We start from the raw sequence: 17,066 nt of genomic DNA, 5'->3' as shown, positions 1-17,066 counted from the left end.
AAGAAAAAACCGCTACAGTCGTACCATTGGAAGTTCTGCGGGATCGTCCGATGGGCAAACTCAAGATTACTCACGCTCGTGAACTCGCTTCGCAATAACTCAAAACTTCACGCCCTGCCCCCCCCTCTGTTTTTAATAACAGGTCTTCCCATACGACATCTTTAGCGCGTTGCCTTAATGACCTCCACGGACTTTCTTGTTTCATTTGGCCGAGACTGTGTTGAATCGAGAGGGAATACCTCACTCCAATTTTCTCAGGTTTCAATCGGCTGAAAGAGTGAAGATGAATCCCCGCCTACTACCGACGAGAATGACGACTATAGAGGGATGCACGATTAAACGTGTCCGGCACGACGATGTTCTGGATGTTCTGATGGATAGATTTTGAAAGTGGGTCGGAATGAAACGTGTCTGACACTGGAAACGGTTTTCGAGACCTTAAAGAAACAATAAACGAGGAGGGAAAAGGTTACTCCCACGGTTAGGCTCCCCACTTCTGAAGGAAGATCCCTCCGCGTATCTTTTCAAGTCCTGTCTTATAGCCTATAAGGATGGGCACACTTAGGAATAGTTGCTTATAGGCCTATGTCCGGGCAGGTACACCCTGATCCCGTGAGACACGTGTCGGACCGTTCCATTTCTAAGCCCACTTGATTCCTAAGCCAAACGGAATAGAATAGTATCACCTTCGACCAGAAAGAAAAGTAAGGACTGAATTTCGTGCTTCGCTTTCCTTTCAACATCTTCCAAAGAAAATTGCAAAGGATACTCGTTGTCTTTTTGTCCGTTGGGACCTTCATGTTTGTGGTGGTAAGTCTGGCTCAGGCTCAAACACCACCCATTACTTCATCCGGACTCAATACTCAGGTCAGTGCGCCGAGGCATCTTCCCGGCGGAGCGGTTCAACATGATATTACCGGTGGAACAAGGCCGGGTGGCGGAGGCAATCTCTTCCATAGCTTTGGGGAGTTTGGTGTTCCCACCGACAATATTGCCAACTTCATGAACGATTCGGGACTTCCGACTTCAAACATCCTGAGTCGCGTCACCGGCGGCAATCCTTCCAATATTTTTGGAACCATTCAGACCAAAGGCTTCGGCAATGCCAATCTCTTTTTGATGAATCCCGCGGGAATAGTCTTCGGCCCCAATGCTGCCTTGAATGTGGGCGGGGCCACCCATTTTACGACCGCTGATTATGTGCGACTGGCAGATGGGGCACAGTTCACCGCATTGCCCGGTGCACAGGATTCTCTTCTTAGCATTGCTCCGATTGCGGCCTTTGGATTTCTCGGTCCGAATCCAGCCGGCATTTCTGTTGAAGGCAGTACGTTGTCGGTTTCGGAAGGCCAAACGCTTTCGCTCGTAGGCGGTGACATCACCATTGGCCGTAGCAGTCTCACTGCACCAGGAGGGCAGATTGCCCTGGCGAGTGTCGGCTCGCCGGGAGAAATTCTGGCGAACACGTTGGACCGGACTTCCAATATTCATGGGCAAACCATGGGGTCGGATGGCACCATCCGGATCTCGGACCAGTCTGGCATGGATGTCGGCGGAGAACATGGTGGCAGGGTGTTGATTCGGGGCGGTCGATTGGTCCTCGATCACGATTCCCAAATCCGTGCCAATACGCTGGGGGCGCAAAAAGGTGGCCATGTCGATATTAAGGTAAGCGAAAATGTCCAGGTAGCGGGTACAGGCGGGCAAACAAACACCCCGAGCGGGATATTTGCCAGGACAGAAGGCTCCGGGAAGGGGGGAACGATTACGATCAGGGCAAAAACATTGGAGTTGACCGATGGCGGACACATATCAGTGAGCACCCGAGGCGAAGGTGATGCGGGAACCATCATGGTCACTGCCCCTGATGGCGACATCACCCTATCCGGGGGTGATAAACGTTTAACTAATTTTTCGCCCGGGGAAGAGGCCGTTAGCGGCTTGTTTGCCAACACGGTGGGAACAGGTCGGGCGGGTACCATCACGGTACAGACCGGGAATCTCACCATACGTGAGGGGGCTCGCATTTCAACCGGCACCGTTGGACGAGGCAGCGGCGATGCCGGAAAAATCTTTATTGCGGCTTCAGGAAACATTCTTCTTTCAGGCACACATGCCAATGACATCGCTTCATCAGGCCTCTTTGCGGGTGCCAGTGAATTGACTTTTCCGGGGAATGGACTCCTGGGTTCCGGCGGAACGATCAATATTACCGGTCAAACTGTCCGAATCTTGGATGGGGCGAAAATAGATGTCGCGTCAATGGGACAGGAGCAACCGGACATGCACATGCTCGATAATGCTCCATCTGCCGGGACCGTGAACATTAAGGCGGCTACGCTAAACCTTACTGGAGCCGAAATGGACGGAAAGGTCATCGACATTATTCCAAGTGAAATGACAGCCAGCGCGACTGGCCCGGCTTCGGCGGGGCACATTCTGTTGGAAGCAGACAATATCACGATTGAAGATGGAGGTATGGTCACGGCGGAAACGGCATCTATGACTAGAATAGAAAAAACCGGCAGCATCCAGATACATGCAGAAGAAAATCTTGTCATCTCGGGAACCGCGGTTCGAACGGAGTTTCCACCGAATCTTCTTCCACAAAACACCCTTAACCCCCGAACCGTCGTTCAGAGTGCACTTCGTGCTCAGACAAAAGGCGTGAATCGCGGAGGCGATATTCAAATCAGTGCAGAAAACCTATTGGTTGCCGGCGGAGGCCTCATCTCCAATGCGGCTCTAAATGGAGCGGGAGCTGGTGGGAAAATACACCTTGACGTGGGAGAGACGATTCGATTGTCAGGTGCGTACGAAAAAGTGGACAAGAACAGGACAATTTTTAGAAGTGAGATTTCTAGTGGTACAGAGGGTCCCGGTCATGGTGGTGACATTACCATCACGGCCAAAAATATTGAAATGCTGGATGGTGCCTGGATTTCATCAAGAACCAGAGGCCGGGGAAGTGGTAATGCCGGCCGGGTAAGTATCAGTGCCGAAGAACATGTTTCTCTCTCGGGATTCATGAGCGTGCATGATCCAGAAATCAATAACACCAGCAAGACCCAGGAAATATCAAGTCGAATTATTGCTCGCGCAGAGGAACACGACAATCGGCTAGCGGATCTACCTCTTGGTAATGCCGGCGATATTTCGATTACAGCTAAAACTGTTGTGATGAAAGATGGGGCGGAAATCATAGCCCCGTCATCCTCCGGAAGAGTGATACCCATAACGGAGGCCATAGAAAAGATAGTGGCCAACATGCCAAAGGGACAGCGCCCGCGTGCAGGAGATATCACTGTTAAAGCTGACACCATAATCCTATCAGGCGCACGAATAGTTGGGGGATCAGGAAAATTCGGTTGGGCTCCAACCACTATCCGCGCTGGAGTAATCGGACCGGCAGGAACCGGAAATGTTTCGCTGACAGCCAATACTATTGTGATCCGTGATGGAGCCGATGTCACCGCTGAATCTCAATCCGGTACGCCGGGGGTTCAGCGGGGGAACGTGACGATTACGGCCCATGACAGTTTAACGATTTCCGGATACCTTATGCGTACTGAATTCCCGAAAAATCCAATCGGATCGGATCCCTTTCCCGAAGCAAATGGGCGGACGATTAGACCAACCAGCATTGGAACCAGAACCCACGGAATCAATCAGGCTGGAGATATTATTATTTCGGCCAAAAATCTGACAATTGCTAATGGGGCGCAAATCAACAATGGCACGACAAATCTTCAGCCTGAGAATGCAGGGCCGGGCGGAAAAATTCTTCTCACAGCAGATAAGCTCATCATGTCGGGCATGGTCCCCTTCCCGGATGCCATCGGAAGACCCCTGCCAAGTAAGATTTCAAGCAGTACTGATGGGGCGGGTGACGCTGGGCAAATTGAGGTTGTTTCGAAAACGATAGAAATAAAGAGCGGAGGGCAGATTTCCGTCAGCAGTATCCCTCGCGAGGATGCGATTGACGCGGGAGCAGGAGGCAATATTCAGGTAGTGGCGACGGAAAGTTTTCTGGCAAAAGGAGTAGGAATTCTTGAGGGAACACGAGTTGTCCGAAGTGGAACCTTTAGTAGCACGGAAGGACCTGGATTAGGAGGGGATCTACGGATTACTGCCCCCGTGATCAAATTGAAAGATGGAGCCGCTATTAGTGCATCCACAACCGGCACGGGAAATGCCGGAGATATTTTTATTACGGCCAGTGATTCCATCCTGCTTGACAAGGCCTCTGTGACAACAGAAGCGGGGTCGGCGGTGGGTGGAAATATCAAACTCACGGCAGATAACCGCATTGATGTGACCAATAGTCAGGTGACCAGCCGGGTTCAGGAAGGATCCGGGTCGGCCGGAAGTATCAATTTCGACCCGGATTTTATCGTACTAAAAAATAGTCAGGTTTTGAGTACCGCCGTTGCAGGATCTGGAGGTGATATCACCCTCACGGCCAATTTGGCAATTGTGATGGACCCATTCACGTTCTTGGATGCCCGTTCGCAGTTCGGGGGCAGCGGCAGGGTCAATATTGAATCCCCGGTTCAATTCCTCAGTAGTACTATTATGCCCTTGCCGCAAAATCTGGTTCCGGTGACAACCCTGTATGGGACCAAATGTGTGGCGGAGCAAGGCCGGTTTAGTTCGTTTGTAAATACCAAGGCCGACACCATCGCGCCTACTCCTGGAACCTTGTTAGCCAGTCCCCTTCTGCCGTTTGCCTCTCATTCTGGTGCCTTGAATCCGATCGATCGTCATGTAGGTTCAAACAATCAAACCCCAACTGTTCCCTTTCACGTAGCGACATATGCCCCACCGGTTCTCTTCAGCCAGACCACTGGTCAGCGTGCAACCTGCCGTCCGTAACCATCGTGAAACACCTATCCCTCTTAATACCTGCATCCCCAATATAGATTTTATTTTCCTTGGTTCGATTACTTTGTGACATTCCTCCCCTATGTTCATGAAAGGAAGTCAGGTTATGAATACGTCCTTCCCTGGTTATAGAGATAAAATGTGCGGCGTTTTCTCGTTTGGAGATAGTGCCTTGATAAAAGTGTGTGCGCAGGTGGTATTCGGAGGTGGAACAAGTGGCTGAAATTTACAAGATCCACACGTGTCTGCTCAGGCCGATAGCTTTCTGGCGATTGTGGCGACATGCTCACCCTGGAAGCGTGCGCCAGCTAGCTCGTTTTCACTTGGAAAACGACTCCCATCACCACCGGCAATTGTCGCGGCTCCATAGGGAGAACCTCCACTAATCTCATCCATGGTCATCTGCCCCTGAAAAGTATAGGGCAAGCCCACAATGATCATACCGTGGTGTAATAGGGTCGTGTGGAAACTGAGAATGGTCGATTCCTGTCCGCCATGCTGTGAGTTGGAACTGGCAAAGACGCTTCCCACCTTTCCAACCAAAGCCCCACTCATCCATAGCTTTCCTGTGCCATCCAGAAACTGTCGCATTTGTCCGCACATGTTGCCAAATCGGGTTGGAGTACCAAAGATAATCGCACCAGCTTCCCCTAATTCATCAACTGTGCAGATTGGTATATGAGTCTGCTGCTTCTGCGCATCGATCGCCCCCATTTTCTCCAACACATTGTCAGGTAAGGTTTCAGGAACACGTCGTAACTCAACATTAATGTCTTTGACCTGTCGGACTCCTTGTTCAACCGCCTGTGCCAATTGATAGATATGCCCATACATCGAATAGTACACGATTAACACTTTCATGTTACCCTCCTTCTATTCAGAGAATATTTGATTCATTGTCGAGGAATCGGAGACTATCAGCGGTAGTTGAACACAGCAATTATGGGTCACCTTAACAAGAGAGCCCCACTGTTTTCAGCTTCAAAAATTGAAAAAGGAGTTGGCTAGGGCCTGCCAATAGCGTTTACAGGCATATATACCCATTTGACAATCAGGAAAAAATTCAGGGAGGGCTCGCTTAATTTGGGAACTGTATACGCAATTGTTAGATGCAAGGGCACATGAGCTATCATTCAGTACAGACTTCGAAGGTCAATTATCCAAAGGCTGCGTTTATAACTGCGGGTTAGCCTATTCATGAGTTAACGACAAACGGGTAACCCCTTTTTCTCCCTTACTCTGAGCAGACACCAACCGTTAAGTCTTCTGATCTCCGTTTTCGATTCTCGTAATGCTGCAATTGGTTCGTTTTATTGAAAGAGGAGATAGACCAATTCAGTCTTTTGGTGCGTTCTGCTCTTCTCTATGGGGTGTCGATTTGTGAATGCGTGATGAAGTTTTAAGGGACGAGCACTTGAAAGACAACAGCTAAAAGGGTTATGGCGGAAATGCCGATCGCCGCAAGACTGAGTTTCAAGGCGCGCTGCTGATTGGATGTGGCCACCGAGGCGGCCTGTTCGATGGCCGCAACGGTGCGTTGCAATTGTTCGGCAAGTTCTTTGACATGCGTGGCGTTCTGGGAGGCAGCTGCCTGTAATTCGCTGATTTGTTGCTGCAACAAATGCGTCTGATCAGTGGTGGGAGCCGCTTCTTTTTTTGTAAATGCGGGTCCGGTGGCCGAAATAATTGTCCCGATATGTGGAAGAACGGCTTTCAGTGCCGGAATGAGCCATGTTGCCATAGAAATACCTCACAACAATAAAGGTCTGTTAAGTCGGATGAAGTACTAGAAGCAATATGCTGAAAATGCAGACGTTTGTCAAAGAAATGGCCATAAACGCCATAAGAGGTTCAATACAGAATTGGGTGGAACGCGCGGAATGACGTTACGGCACTCATCCACTGAGGGATTGTAAGGCTTCCAGGATGAATTCACCCGATAACGCCGTAGCCCCCTAGATTCGTATCCCCGTTATCCGAGCAGGGCGCGTTCAGCGCGTTGTAGATCATCAGGCGAGCCGAATAATACCACGACATCCCATGCCTCCAGTCTGGTCTCACCTGACGGCATAAGTTGCCGTTGCCCTTCCCGGACCAAAGCGGCAATCGCGACGCCGTTGAGATTCAGTTGATTTAATGTGTGTCCCACAAAAGAACTGTCCGGCGGCAGAACCACAGGGCGAAGGCGGTCGACGTTGTGTTCCTGCCTCGTGTAGGCCAACAGACTATCGCCCAGAAAAAACTCACGTAATAAGTGATACCGCCCATTTCGCTGTTCCCGCATACGGCGCGCCACACGGGAAATAGGCACATTCAACAACACCAAGGCATGTGCAGCGATCATGAGACCCGCTTCCAGTGTCTCCGGCACCACCTCCGTCGCACCAGCCGCACGCAATTCATCGACATGGGTTTCATCCCGAGTGCGGACCATGATCGGAAGATCCGGACGTAAGGCGCGAAGGTGATGCAGCGTTTTATGAGCGGAGGCCACATCGGCATGAGCGATCACGACCAGCCGGGCCGTGCCGACACCAACCCCTTCAAGAATGGTGCGTTCCGAAGCATCCCCGTAAAACACCCCCTCGCCGGCGATATTCGCGTCCTTGACTCTGGACGAATCCAAATCCAATGCCACATAAGGAATGTGTTCTTCTTCCAGAAGGTGGGCCACACTCTGACCGATGCGCCCATACCCGCAAATAATGACATGATCCCGAAGAGGCCCGAGGGAATCGATACTCACTTGGGGCACTGCATCCTTCCCCTCCCGGGCCGGACGAGGTGCGCACCAGCGGGCAAGCACCTGATTGTACCGAATGAGAAAGGGGGCAACGATCATAGAAAATAGCACAGAGGTCAGCACAATCTGACCGATATTTGCCTGGATCACGCCCACATCCAGTGCAATGGAGAGCAGAGCGAACCCGAACTCACCTCCCACCGCCAACAGCCATCCGGTCCGCCAGGCAGTCAAGGTGTCCATACCCGATAATCGTACCATCAGCGCCACCAGGGCTGCCTTGATGAGCAACAAGACCATGGCGCCCATTAATGCCCAATGCCAAATGCCCGGAATTGACGACGGGTCGACCAGCATGCCGATCCCGATAAAGAACAGCCCAAGCAACACATCGCGGAAGGGGCGAATGGTAGATTCCACCTGATGTCGGAATTCGGTCTCACCCAGCATCATCCCTGCCAGGAAGGCCCCGAAAGCCATAGACAGGCCAAGACTACTCGTAGTCCATGCCGAAACCAATGACACAAACAGAACTGTCAGCGTGAACACTTCCGTAGAGCGAAGCTCTGCAACCAGATAAAATAAGGGACGCATCACCCATCGTCCGGCCAGGAAGACCAGTCCGAACGCCAGGGCTGCCTTCGCAAACGCCATCCCGAGTGAACCAGCCAGAACCACAATCTCCGTATTAGCCATAGCGAGCACAGGGATGACGACCACGAATGGGACGGCTGTCACATCCTGAAACACGGACATGGCGATTCCCAATCGTCCGTGCCGACTATGCTCCTCTCCCTGTTCGATGAGTTGCTTGCTGATAATCGTTGTGGAGGACTGCGCGAACACCGCTCCCACGACAAAGGCTGCGGCAATGGGCAAGTCCACGAGCCAAGCCAGGAGACCCACAGCGATCGTCGTGAGCAGGACCTGCCCCGTTCCCAGACCCAGTAACTGATGACGCAAGGCATGGATTTGCGGCATCGAAAAATTCAGGCCGATCGTAAACAATAAGAAGACAATTCCGAATTCTGCCAAAGCGCGAACCGGTTGGGCCTCTATGACCGGCCCCGGGGTGTAGGAACCAAGCAACACGCCAACGAGCAGATAGGCAAGTGGTGAGGGGATATGAAGTCTGTGGAATACAACCACCACGACGACGGCTGTTCCCAGTAAAAAGAGAGACTGGAGAAAAATCGGCTCAATCATCAGGGTCTTTCCGCAAACACAATGCCATACTGGAATGTCGTGGTTGGTGCGTTACATGGACCGGTCGCCACAGATTTCAGGCTGTGGCGTCGGTCCTCCAAAATCCATCTTGGGAAAGCTCATCACCACTGACGGACGGTCATGCCTACTGGAGTCAAACATGCAGCCAAAGAGAAGCCACCCCCCTTTCATAGTTACTATTAAGTATGATCAATTGGCAAGAGATATGTATTGAAAATAGTCATTTCAGCAAAAATTGATTGTACCGTTCACTGGATATCCGGTAGCGATAACCAACGACGTGCCGATGTCCCCTGATGCCGGGACTGTGTCTCGACTTGGTCCTATTTTTTCACAAAGAGATATATCGCCAGGCCAATGAGCATGACCGCGAAGATTTTTTTGAACAGTTCAGTGGGAAGACCTTCAACAAGGCGCGCACCGATTTGTGCCCCGATGACTCCGCCCAGACCGAGCAGAAGGCCATATTTGTAATCCACGTTGGCCATCCTCCCGTGGGCAATCAAGGCCGAGACCGCAATCACCAGGATTCCGACAAATGAGGTGCCGACGGCTTTTTGTGCCGTGAAGCCGAGAAATAAGAGCAGGGGGACCATCAAAAATCCGCCTCCGAGCCCGGTGAAGGAGGCACCCATACCCACCAAGACTCCGCTCGCAATAATAGCTAACGATGTACCATCCATGTATATTTTCCTTTTTGATCTTAAGTGAAACCAAAGAATCAACGGTAACAATGAACCGCGCCGTTGGATACCAGCGTATTCAAGTGGAACAGGTGATGTGCAAAATCTCTTTTCTCCTTTCTTCATCCCCGTAACCATTGCTCTCTCAAAGGGGAAACAAGGGTGCACAAGAAATGAGTATTAAGAGGTTCAACCGTTCCTGGCCCTATCTCTGGAAAGAGACCTCCGCATTCCCGTAATATTGCCCAGCACAATGAGCTAGAATTTGAGAGTTTCCGAATTTCAATAATACCCCACTCCACTGTTTGGGGAAATCTTACAGTGAATTCATTCTTCTAAAAGAAACGAGGTTTTAATGACTTCTCCTGAATATGACTCTCTACAACCAGCTTCCATGTCTCAGTTGGCCGACCCTCATCTTCTTTACCAAAAGAGCGTGCAAAGCCCTGAAGTGGATATACCGTTCCTCACCGAATATTTCGAGAGCTATACCAACACTCCGCTCCGCCATTTTCGGGAAGATTTCTGCGGAACCGCTTTTTTATCCTCCCATTTCGTAACCCGGCATCTCGACAATCATGCTCTGGGCATTGACCTGGATTGGCCTACGCTGAATTGGGGTATCAAAAATAATGTTTCTCATCTGACTCCCGACCAACAACAGCGGCTCACATTAATGAATGACAATGTCTTGAACGTCCAACACCCTCTCTCACAACTCACCGTCGCCATGAATTTTAGTTATATGGTGTTCCGTGATCGTCCGACCCTTTTGCAATATTTCAGGAATGCCAGGCGGTCGCTTCAGCCTGGCGGGTTGTTTGTGCTGGATATCTGGGGGGGCAGCGAAACGCAGGTTGAGCAGGAGGAGCATCGAGACATCGACAATCCCGTTGACGACGGCATTGGCGATTTCATTTTCGTGTGGGATCAGGATGTCTTTGAACCCTCCACATATTTTTGTACCACACGGATTCATTTTCTTTTCCGCGATGGTAGCGAGCTTCGTAATGCCTTTGTCTATGATTGGCGCTTGTGGACGATTCCCGAAGTCACGGAACTCCTGCAAGAGGCCGGTTTTGAAGACGTGCACTTTCTCTGGGAAGGCCTCAATGCAGAAGCGAATGAAGGGACCGGCACCTATCATCGCGTCGAGAAAGGTGATTCCGACCCATCATGGATTGCCTATATGGTCGGAAAAAATCCAGAATAAAGGATGTTGTGGCAACTTGATCAAAGACCTCATATCTCCAGATCAACGTTTGCTCCCGGCAATCCCTAGTCTGAGATGTTCCCGAAGAAATTGACATACTCAATTCTTCTGTCCGCCATCTTTTTCGAACCGGCACCACCTAACTATGGCCCTTTCTCTTTCTGAATGTGAGTTCATTGTCAGGGAATTACGCAAGGCTCTGGTCGGTGGGTTTGTCCAGAAAATCCATCAACCCCGGAACTTGACCTTAACCCTCGATATTCGCGCCCAGGGACAGACAAGCCACTTACTTGTCTGCGTGGAGCCCCGGTTCGCCCGTCTGCATCTCACTTCTCAGAAGTTTGAGAATCCGCCGACTCCCCCACCCTTTTGTGCCTTTCTACGTTCTCATGTGGAGGGTGGACGCATTGCCGAGATCAGCCAAGAACCGGGAGACCGGATTGTGTTTATCACCATAGCAAAAGTCGAACAGATGTCTGTTTTGGTGATTGCGTTGACCGGCAATCAGGCGAATGTGCATGTCCTCAATGAAAAAAAACTGGTCTTGAGATCCTTACGGGATTCCCGTGTGAAGATGGGAGAGCGGTATACGCCCCCAACGTTGAGGCCGGGGCCCTCCCAGGAGGCCCTCTCTCCTTCCGCAATGGAGGGTCGCAACTCTCCGGACCAGATTGTTAACACCCAGGATGGGAAAGTCGGTGAACCGCTTTCTGGAGCCCCCACTCAAGGACCAGATACCTTTGGCGAAATGTTTCCGGTTTCGGCGGAACTGGAAGCCCGATATAGGCAGCGAGAAGAGGAAGAAGGCCGGGATACCATCCTTGAGCAGCAACTGATTCAGGCTCGGAAGGCGTTGAAACATGCCAAACGAAAAATTCAGGCGTTACAAGAAGATTTCAAAAAGACAGAGCGGTTCCGGGAATATGCCCGGTATGGCGAACTATTGAAAGGTCATCTCCATGAGATCAACAAGGGACAAGAGACCATCACCATGGTTGACTATTATGATCCGGCCCTGCCTACCCTGACGCTCCCTCTTGACCCTGCTAAAGATGCGGTGTGGAATATGGAAGATTACTTTCGGAAATATCATAAATATATCGGGGCTCAGGAACATCTCCAACCCCGTGTGGACGAGGCCCACAAAGAGGTGGCCCGATTGGAGGGAAAATTGGCTCAGTTGGAACAAGGGATTGTGGATCCTGAGGGGTTACCAAAAACGAAGAACAAAACAGATTCCTCGATTCCTCAGGGAACGCGGGTATCCAAAGGCCGACCGGTTCCAGCCCAGGGCTACCGGACCTATACCTCTGCCGATGGGCTTCCAATTTTAGTCGGAAAAACGGCGAAGGATAATGATCATCTGACATTGAAGGTCGCCAATCCGGATGATCTTTGGCTTCATGCTCGTGGGACACCCGGTTCGCACGTGGTCGTCCGCTTGGAGAAGGGCGCCACGGTGCCTCCAGAGACATTAAAGGATGCGGCGACATTGACCCTGTGGTTTAGTGATTTGCGAAAGAGCGGGAAAGGTGAAGTGATTTATACGTTGCGGAAATTCGTCAGGAAAGGCAAAGGCTTCAAACCCGGTTCTGTCACGGTGGAAAGAGAGAAGTCACTCTGGATTGAATTACAAGAAGATCGATTGAACCGGTTGAAAGGCGGCACCAACTAGGATGTGTATTGGTTAGTAAAAATTACATGAGCATGCCGATGCGGTACTCGACTGAACGACGGGAGCTTGCATTTATGATTACGAATTGGGTGAGTTGGTTACTTGGGGAACGTGAACTCACGAGTGAGCGAATGACCGAACAGCCTCCATTGTGGTTTTACGGTAGCCGGGCGGGTGGACTGTCATCGGATTCAGGGGAGACACCAGCGTCCGACGCATCACTCAGGAGCTGATCAATGATGGTTTGAAATTTCGCCAGTGGTTGAGCTCCACGGATAATCGTACCGGTTATAGAATCTCCTGAACCACTTTTCCCGACAAAAAATGATGGAGTTCCTCTAATTCCCGCAGCTCCGCCATCATCAACGTCCTTCTGAATAGCCACCTGATATTTCCCGCTATCTAAGCATTCCTCGAACGTCGTGGAATCCAGTCCGAGTTCCCCGGCATATTGTTTCAACGAGGGAACCATGAGATCATTCTGCTTTTCAAACAACAGATCATGCATTTCCCAGTATTTATTGGATTCCCCGGCGCAGTGCGCGCTTTCATGGGCCTTTTCTGCCTGTGGATGAATACTGGTCAAAGGAAAATCTCTGAAAACATACCGAACTTTTCCCGTATCGATATACTCACGTTTAAGTACAGGAAACACCGTTAATGAATACCGTCGACAAAAAGGGCATTGATAGTCTGAGAATTCCACGATCGTGACAGGGGCATCGACTTCCCCCAGCACCGCACCCCCGGTCACACCCACAGCGCCTGTACTTTTCTCCGGTCTTTGCCGTTTTGTCGCACTCTGAAGGATGTTCTTAATTTCCGCAAGATCCTTTTTCACCTGCTCCATATCCTCACGAAGGGCCCGGACATCTTCTTCAACGACGGCCCGACCCGGTCCAGGGTTGATCGTGAGCAACCCGACACACACCAGCAGGCCGATCAGTCCCCGGACGAGTCCGCTAGTTCCTTCAGGGCTGTTCTCCGGTTTCTCAATTTCCTGAATTTGTCGATTCATGTCCGCCTTTCCATACCATTCAAAAAATAGTTGCCATTCATCGCACAGCCTGCCGTGCAAGTTTTATCACAACGCATCTCGATCAAAACTCACTCTCAAAGAGAAGGTAGCAAATCAAGGACTGAAGATCGAGGAATATCATGAGATCGTTCAACCCAGGTTGCACAATCACGAGAAAGCGGGCCCGGCCAGAATTTCCTTGACTTTTTCTGCCGACCGATTAAAAATCATCCGGTTTGTTCTGGTCAGGTAGATGAACTAACAGGGACGGAATCACATCAGAGGCGGTGCCCTGTCGCAGATACACGGCAATGAACCAACAGGAAAAGCCTGATGGGTATGGTAGAGATGGTCCGCAACGGATCCGGAGACAACGGATCCGTTTTCAAGGAATACATGCTGTAGAAAGATCATTAAGAAAGTGATCCACAAAAACCGGAAGCCCATTGAAGCGCTAGAGTTTGTGGCTTAGAAATGTTCTGGATGGAGGTTGATCATGAAATACATCATCAGTCTAGGCTTGCATTGGCGAGAAGCGGGCCACTTACTCTTCGGTTTGAGTATTCTTTTGATTTTCATCCTGGCAAGTGGCAATGATCTCTATGCCGGCGACAAGGATCACCGTGACGGATTTTCTTCAAAGACCGATCCGAGCAACTATGGGCATCGATATAGTAAGTCGATCCTCCGTGGCGTGAAACTCAGTGATGTATATATTTTTAATGATACGGTAACCACAGATTTTGGTCCGGCTTATGCGAATGTCTGGACGTCCGCGGCGAATTTCCTGCAATGTACCCCGCCATCCGGCAGGCCATTTTCTTATGCTCTGTGCTATTACTCAGGCCCCGATGCCCCGACAGGGGATAGTGATGAAAACCCCTCTTTGCCCTGCACGCTTTCCCCTGATGGAACATTGGCTAATTGTACGTGTTTCGAAATATCTACTGATGAGGTATCTCCTAAAATGACCTACCTCGTCGATATTCATGCCATTTCCAATCTGGATATCTATCAGGAAACGATTGAAGCCTGCGGAAAACAAGGAGCAGAATGCCTGAATAGCGGAAGAATCCCACCGGTATGCGAAGCGATCAATACCAATTTACTGGTTCCCGGCGCCGACCTGATATCCGTGTATTCAGAACGGTACAGACGCGATTACGTCAGCATGGGAGAAGACACTTCGACAGAATGTACAGATGAAAGTGATCAAGGTGTCTATGCGGGCTGCATGACAGCGCCTTGCTACCGCACCGGATTAACAGATGCGGATGGCCGGAACCTCGTGGAGTGCAAATGCCCCGTCTATGATGGACCGTTCCAAATTGGTCAAGGAGACCAAAGTTGCAATGCCAACGACCCGCCACCCGTCACCACTTCCTCTCACACCGAAAAGCGGCATGGTCGAGGCAACAATGTCTGGTCGGCAGCGTATAACCCCGCCGGAGGCCCTATCATCCTTTCCGACCTCCCCTGCATACCTGATTCACCAGGGGATAGTGGTTGCCCTCTGTTTAACCCGGAAACAGACTACAAAATTGAGCCTGATGGGGCGCTCTGTCAAAGCGTCTGCGGTTATTATGGATCAAGCAACGAAAATAATCCCAATGATCCCGACATTCAGTTGGGCTATTCGTGCGATGCCACACTATGCACCACCGTGGGTATCGGACAGGACGGCCCCCCTCCGGACCATCAAACTGAGGCACAGTTATTGGGAGAGGCCTGCAGCGGCATCCAAGATATGAATGGCTTGACAGAGATCACGCTGGTCGAGGCGCTGGCCGAATGTAGTTGCTGTGCCAGCCAAATTTGTGGGTGCGATAATATCAACGAGCAGACAAATGCGGCGATCGTGAACCTCAACGCCGAACAGACCAGCGCCGGCATTATGACCCAATGTGAAATTAATAACACCCTCTGTGGTAACTAATATGCTGTCATTTATTCAGAAAGGATAAATGATTACGCGAACATAGCCTGGAGGTAGAGGCACGTTAATCCAATCAAGCACAAATAAAAACGTATCTCGAAAAAGGACTGGGGGGCGAAATGTTACCAGCGAAATATCTTGTTGCCATGGTGACGTGTTTGATCATGATCACCACGGGATTATCTCCTGAGGTCGCGGCGAAGAGTCCTAAATCGGAGCCACAAACTTCTCCGTGGGCTTGGCTGGGAGAAAACGGAGGAACTTACTGGTACGTGCCATCTGAGTATCTCAAGGCCTACACGTGGGACACGGATGATCCCAGCAATCCAAATACGACTGTACCAATCGATGACCAGACGGTCTGGCATATCGAGAAATTCGATGACGGATTTTTCTTTGGGCCTGTGGTTGTCAAATTTGAAGACCAGCCTCCTCTCTGTCAATACATGATCGGCTCGGTAACACCGGGACCACCGAGTACACCAGGTCAACCAGGCGGGCGAGTGGAAATCTCCTTCAATGGCATAACAGAGCTTCCCGGCCCAAAAAGCCCAACCATTACGACTGGCACCGGCGAACTTGTCAAACAGCGTGGCTCATGGACGTTCCTCATGCAAATGGCATCGGGAACTCAATCAACCCAGGTCGCACATTGGGCATACATGCAGCAATGTATAGCCGGCTCTGATCAACCGTGCTGGATCGACGATTTGCCGGGCAAGGGGGTAGACAAATCGCTTCAAGAGTTGCTCGCGGACTGCGGTGCCATTTAGCGGAGACCGGTTTATCCAAAGCTGTATAGACAATATTGGTTGTGCTGACGTTCACGATCTCACTTGCATGTGTAAACCTTTTCGTATGAGGAACGTACGTTAGATCATCACTCTAAAATGAGAAAGTAAGGGAAGATGAACAGATTAAAGACCGTGCGAAACATTATGATTTGTTGGCTGATCTTGAGTCTGTCCGGCTGCGCCATACCCTCAAAGAAGGCTTCGGATCCCCTCACACCTACCGAGCAATTGTTATTCAGCTCAGCGATCAACAAAGGCCTGAAGAATTATGATGTGGATATTCTCAAAGGAGCAACCATACTCCTGAGCGCTACAGATCTGAGGGTGGACCAGAGTTTAAATGGAGATGTCGTCAATCACCATATGAAGCAGGTTGTTGCCGGATGGCTAGGGCAACAGGGAGTGATCATTCGGGAAGAGACAGAGGATGCGACGTACCGTGTGCATTTAATCGTGGAGTCCATTGGGACGACCCAAAACGCCAGATTGTTGGGGCTGCCGGCCACCCAGGCAACGATATTTCCCATAGCCACACCCGAATTGGCTTTCTATAAACGTGTGCAGAGCCAGGGGTATGTGCGCTTTTATTTTGATATTTTCGAAAAAGCATCCGGACGTTTTGTTTTTTCAACCAAGCCACAGGTAGGATCGGTGACGCAAACTGTCTATACGGCATTTTTCTTTTTCAACTGGAGAAAAACCGATATGGAGGCCTCACCTCCGATATTTGAAAATAATTAGATGAAAAATAAGGGTCCGGCCAATCTCACAACCATAGAGAGATGATTCACCTGGAGATGACCCGGCCGTATTTGGGAGACAGGATCCGAATGTCATACGTAAGCCGAAACTCAATTTAACTGACGATGACAAATCGAATCATCGACTCTACC

The 17,066-nt window shown here is 50.5% G+C and carries 11 protein-coding genes; 6 read left to right on the top strand and 5 right to left on the bottom strand.

Annotated elements, in window-relative coordinates; genetic code table 11:
• Positions 1-780 precede the first annotated feature (780 nt).
• Positions 781-4,875, top strand: coding sequence for a two-partner secretion domain-containing protein (locus tag PQG83_RS05315; protein WP_312747576.1), 4,095 nt, complete (start codon positions 781-783; stop codon positions 4,873-4,875).
• Positions 4,876-5,133: 258 nt separating this feature from the next.
• On the opposite strand, the gene wrbA is transcribed toward PQG83_RS05315, so the two are convergent.
• The 4 genes from wrbA to PQG83_RS05295 form a co-directional block, all read right to left on the bottom strand.
• Positions 5,134-5,745, bottom strand: coding sequence for an NAD(P)H:quinone oxidoreductase (gene wrbA, locus PQG83_RS05310; RefSeq protein WP_312747574.1), 612 nt, complete (start codon positions 5,743-5,745; stop codon positions 5,134-5,136).
• Between the two features lie 538 nt (positions 5,746-6,283).
• Positions 6,284-6,625, bottom strand: coding sequence for a hypothetical protein (locus PQG83_RS05305; protein WP_312747573.1), 342 nt, complete (start codon positions 6,623-6,625; stop codon positions 6,284-6,286).
• Positions 6,626-6,856: 231 nt separating this feature from the next.
• The gene (locus PQG83_RS05300; protein WP_312747571.1) at positions 6,857-8,833 is read right to left on the bottom strand and encodes a monovalent cation:proton antiporter family protein; all 1,977 of its coding nucleotides are present in this window, start codon (positions 8,831-8,833) and stop codon (positions 6,857-6,859) included.
• A gap of 344 nt (positions 8,834-9,177) precedes the next feature.
• Entirely contained in the window at positions 9,178-9,537 is a 360-nt protein-coding gene (locus PQG83_RS05295; RefSeq protein WP_312747570.1) for a sulfite exporter TauE/SafE family protein, read from the bottom strand.
• Between the two features lie 355 nt (positions 9,538-9,892).
• Here PQG83_RS05295 and PQG83_RS05290 point away from each other — a divergent pair, with 355 nt between their 5' ends.
• Together PQG83_RS05290 and PQG83_RS05285 are read left to right on the top strand one after the other, a co-directional pair.
• Complete coding sequence (locus PQG83_RS05290) at positions 9,893-10,750, top strand: class I SAM-dependent methyltransferase (protein ID WP_312747568.1); 858 nt, start codon at positions 9,893-9,895, stop codon at positions 10,748-10,750.
• A 145-nt stretch (positions 10,751-10,895) separates the two neighbouring features.
• Positions 10,896-12,425: an Rqc2 family fibronectin-binding protein gene (locus PQG83_RS05285; protein ID WP_312747566.1), complete on the top strand. Its 1,530-nt coding sequence runs from the start codon at positions 10,896-10,898 to the stop codon at positions 12,423-12,425.
• 157 nt (positions 12,426-12,582) lie between these two features.
• Here PQG83_RS05285 and PQG83_RS05280 read toward each other — a convergent pair whose 3' ends face one another.
• A complete protein-coding gene (locus tag PQG83_RS05280) occupies positions 12,583-13,443 on the bottom strand; it encodes a DsbA family protein (protein WP_312747564.1) in 861 nt (286 codons plus the stop codon).
• Positions 13,444-13,939: 496 nt separating this feature from the next.
• Here PQG83_RS05280 and PQG83_RS05275 point away from each other — a divergent pair, with 496 nt between their 5' ends.
• The 3 genes from PQG83_RS05275 to PQG83_RS05265 all read left to right on the top strand — a co-directional run bounded on the left by PQG83_RS05275 (position 13,940) and on the right by PQG83_RS05265 (position 16,914).
• On the top strand, positions 13,940-15,379 hold the full coding sequence (locus tag PQG83_RS05275) for a hypothetical protein (protein ID WP_312747562.1): 1,440 nt from the start codon (positions 13,940-13,942) through the stop codon (positions 15,377-15,379).
• Positions 15,380-15,498: 119 nt separating this feature from the next.
• Entirely contained in the window at positions 15,499-16,152 is a 654-nt protein-coding gene (locus tag PQG83_RS05270) for a hypothetical protein (RefSeq protein ID WP_312747560.1), read from the top strand.
• 135 nt (positions 16,153-16,287) lie between these two features.
• A complete protein-coding gene (locus PQG83_RS05265) occupies positions 16,288-16,914 on the top strand; it encodes a hypothetical protein (RefSeq protein ID WP_312747558.1) in 627 nt (208 codons plus the stop codon).
• The last annotated feature ends 152 nt before the right edge of the window (positions 16,915-17,066 follow it).

The sequence above is a fragment of the Candidatus Nitrospira neomarina genome (assembly GCF_032051675.1).
In the GTDB taxonomy this organism is placed as follows: domain Bacteria; phylum Nitrospirota; class Nitrospiria; order Nitrospirales; family UBA8639; genus Nitrospira_E; species Nitrospira_E neomarina.
The sequence above is the reverse complement of the archived record's forward strand: the minus strand, read 5'-3'. Positions and strand labels throughout refer to the sequence as shown.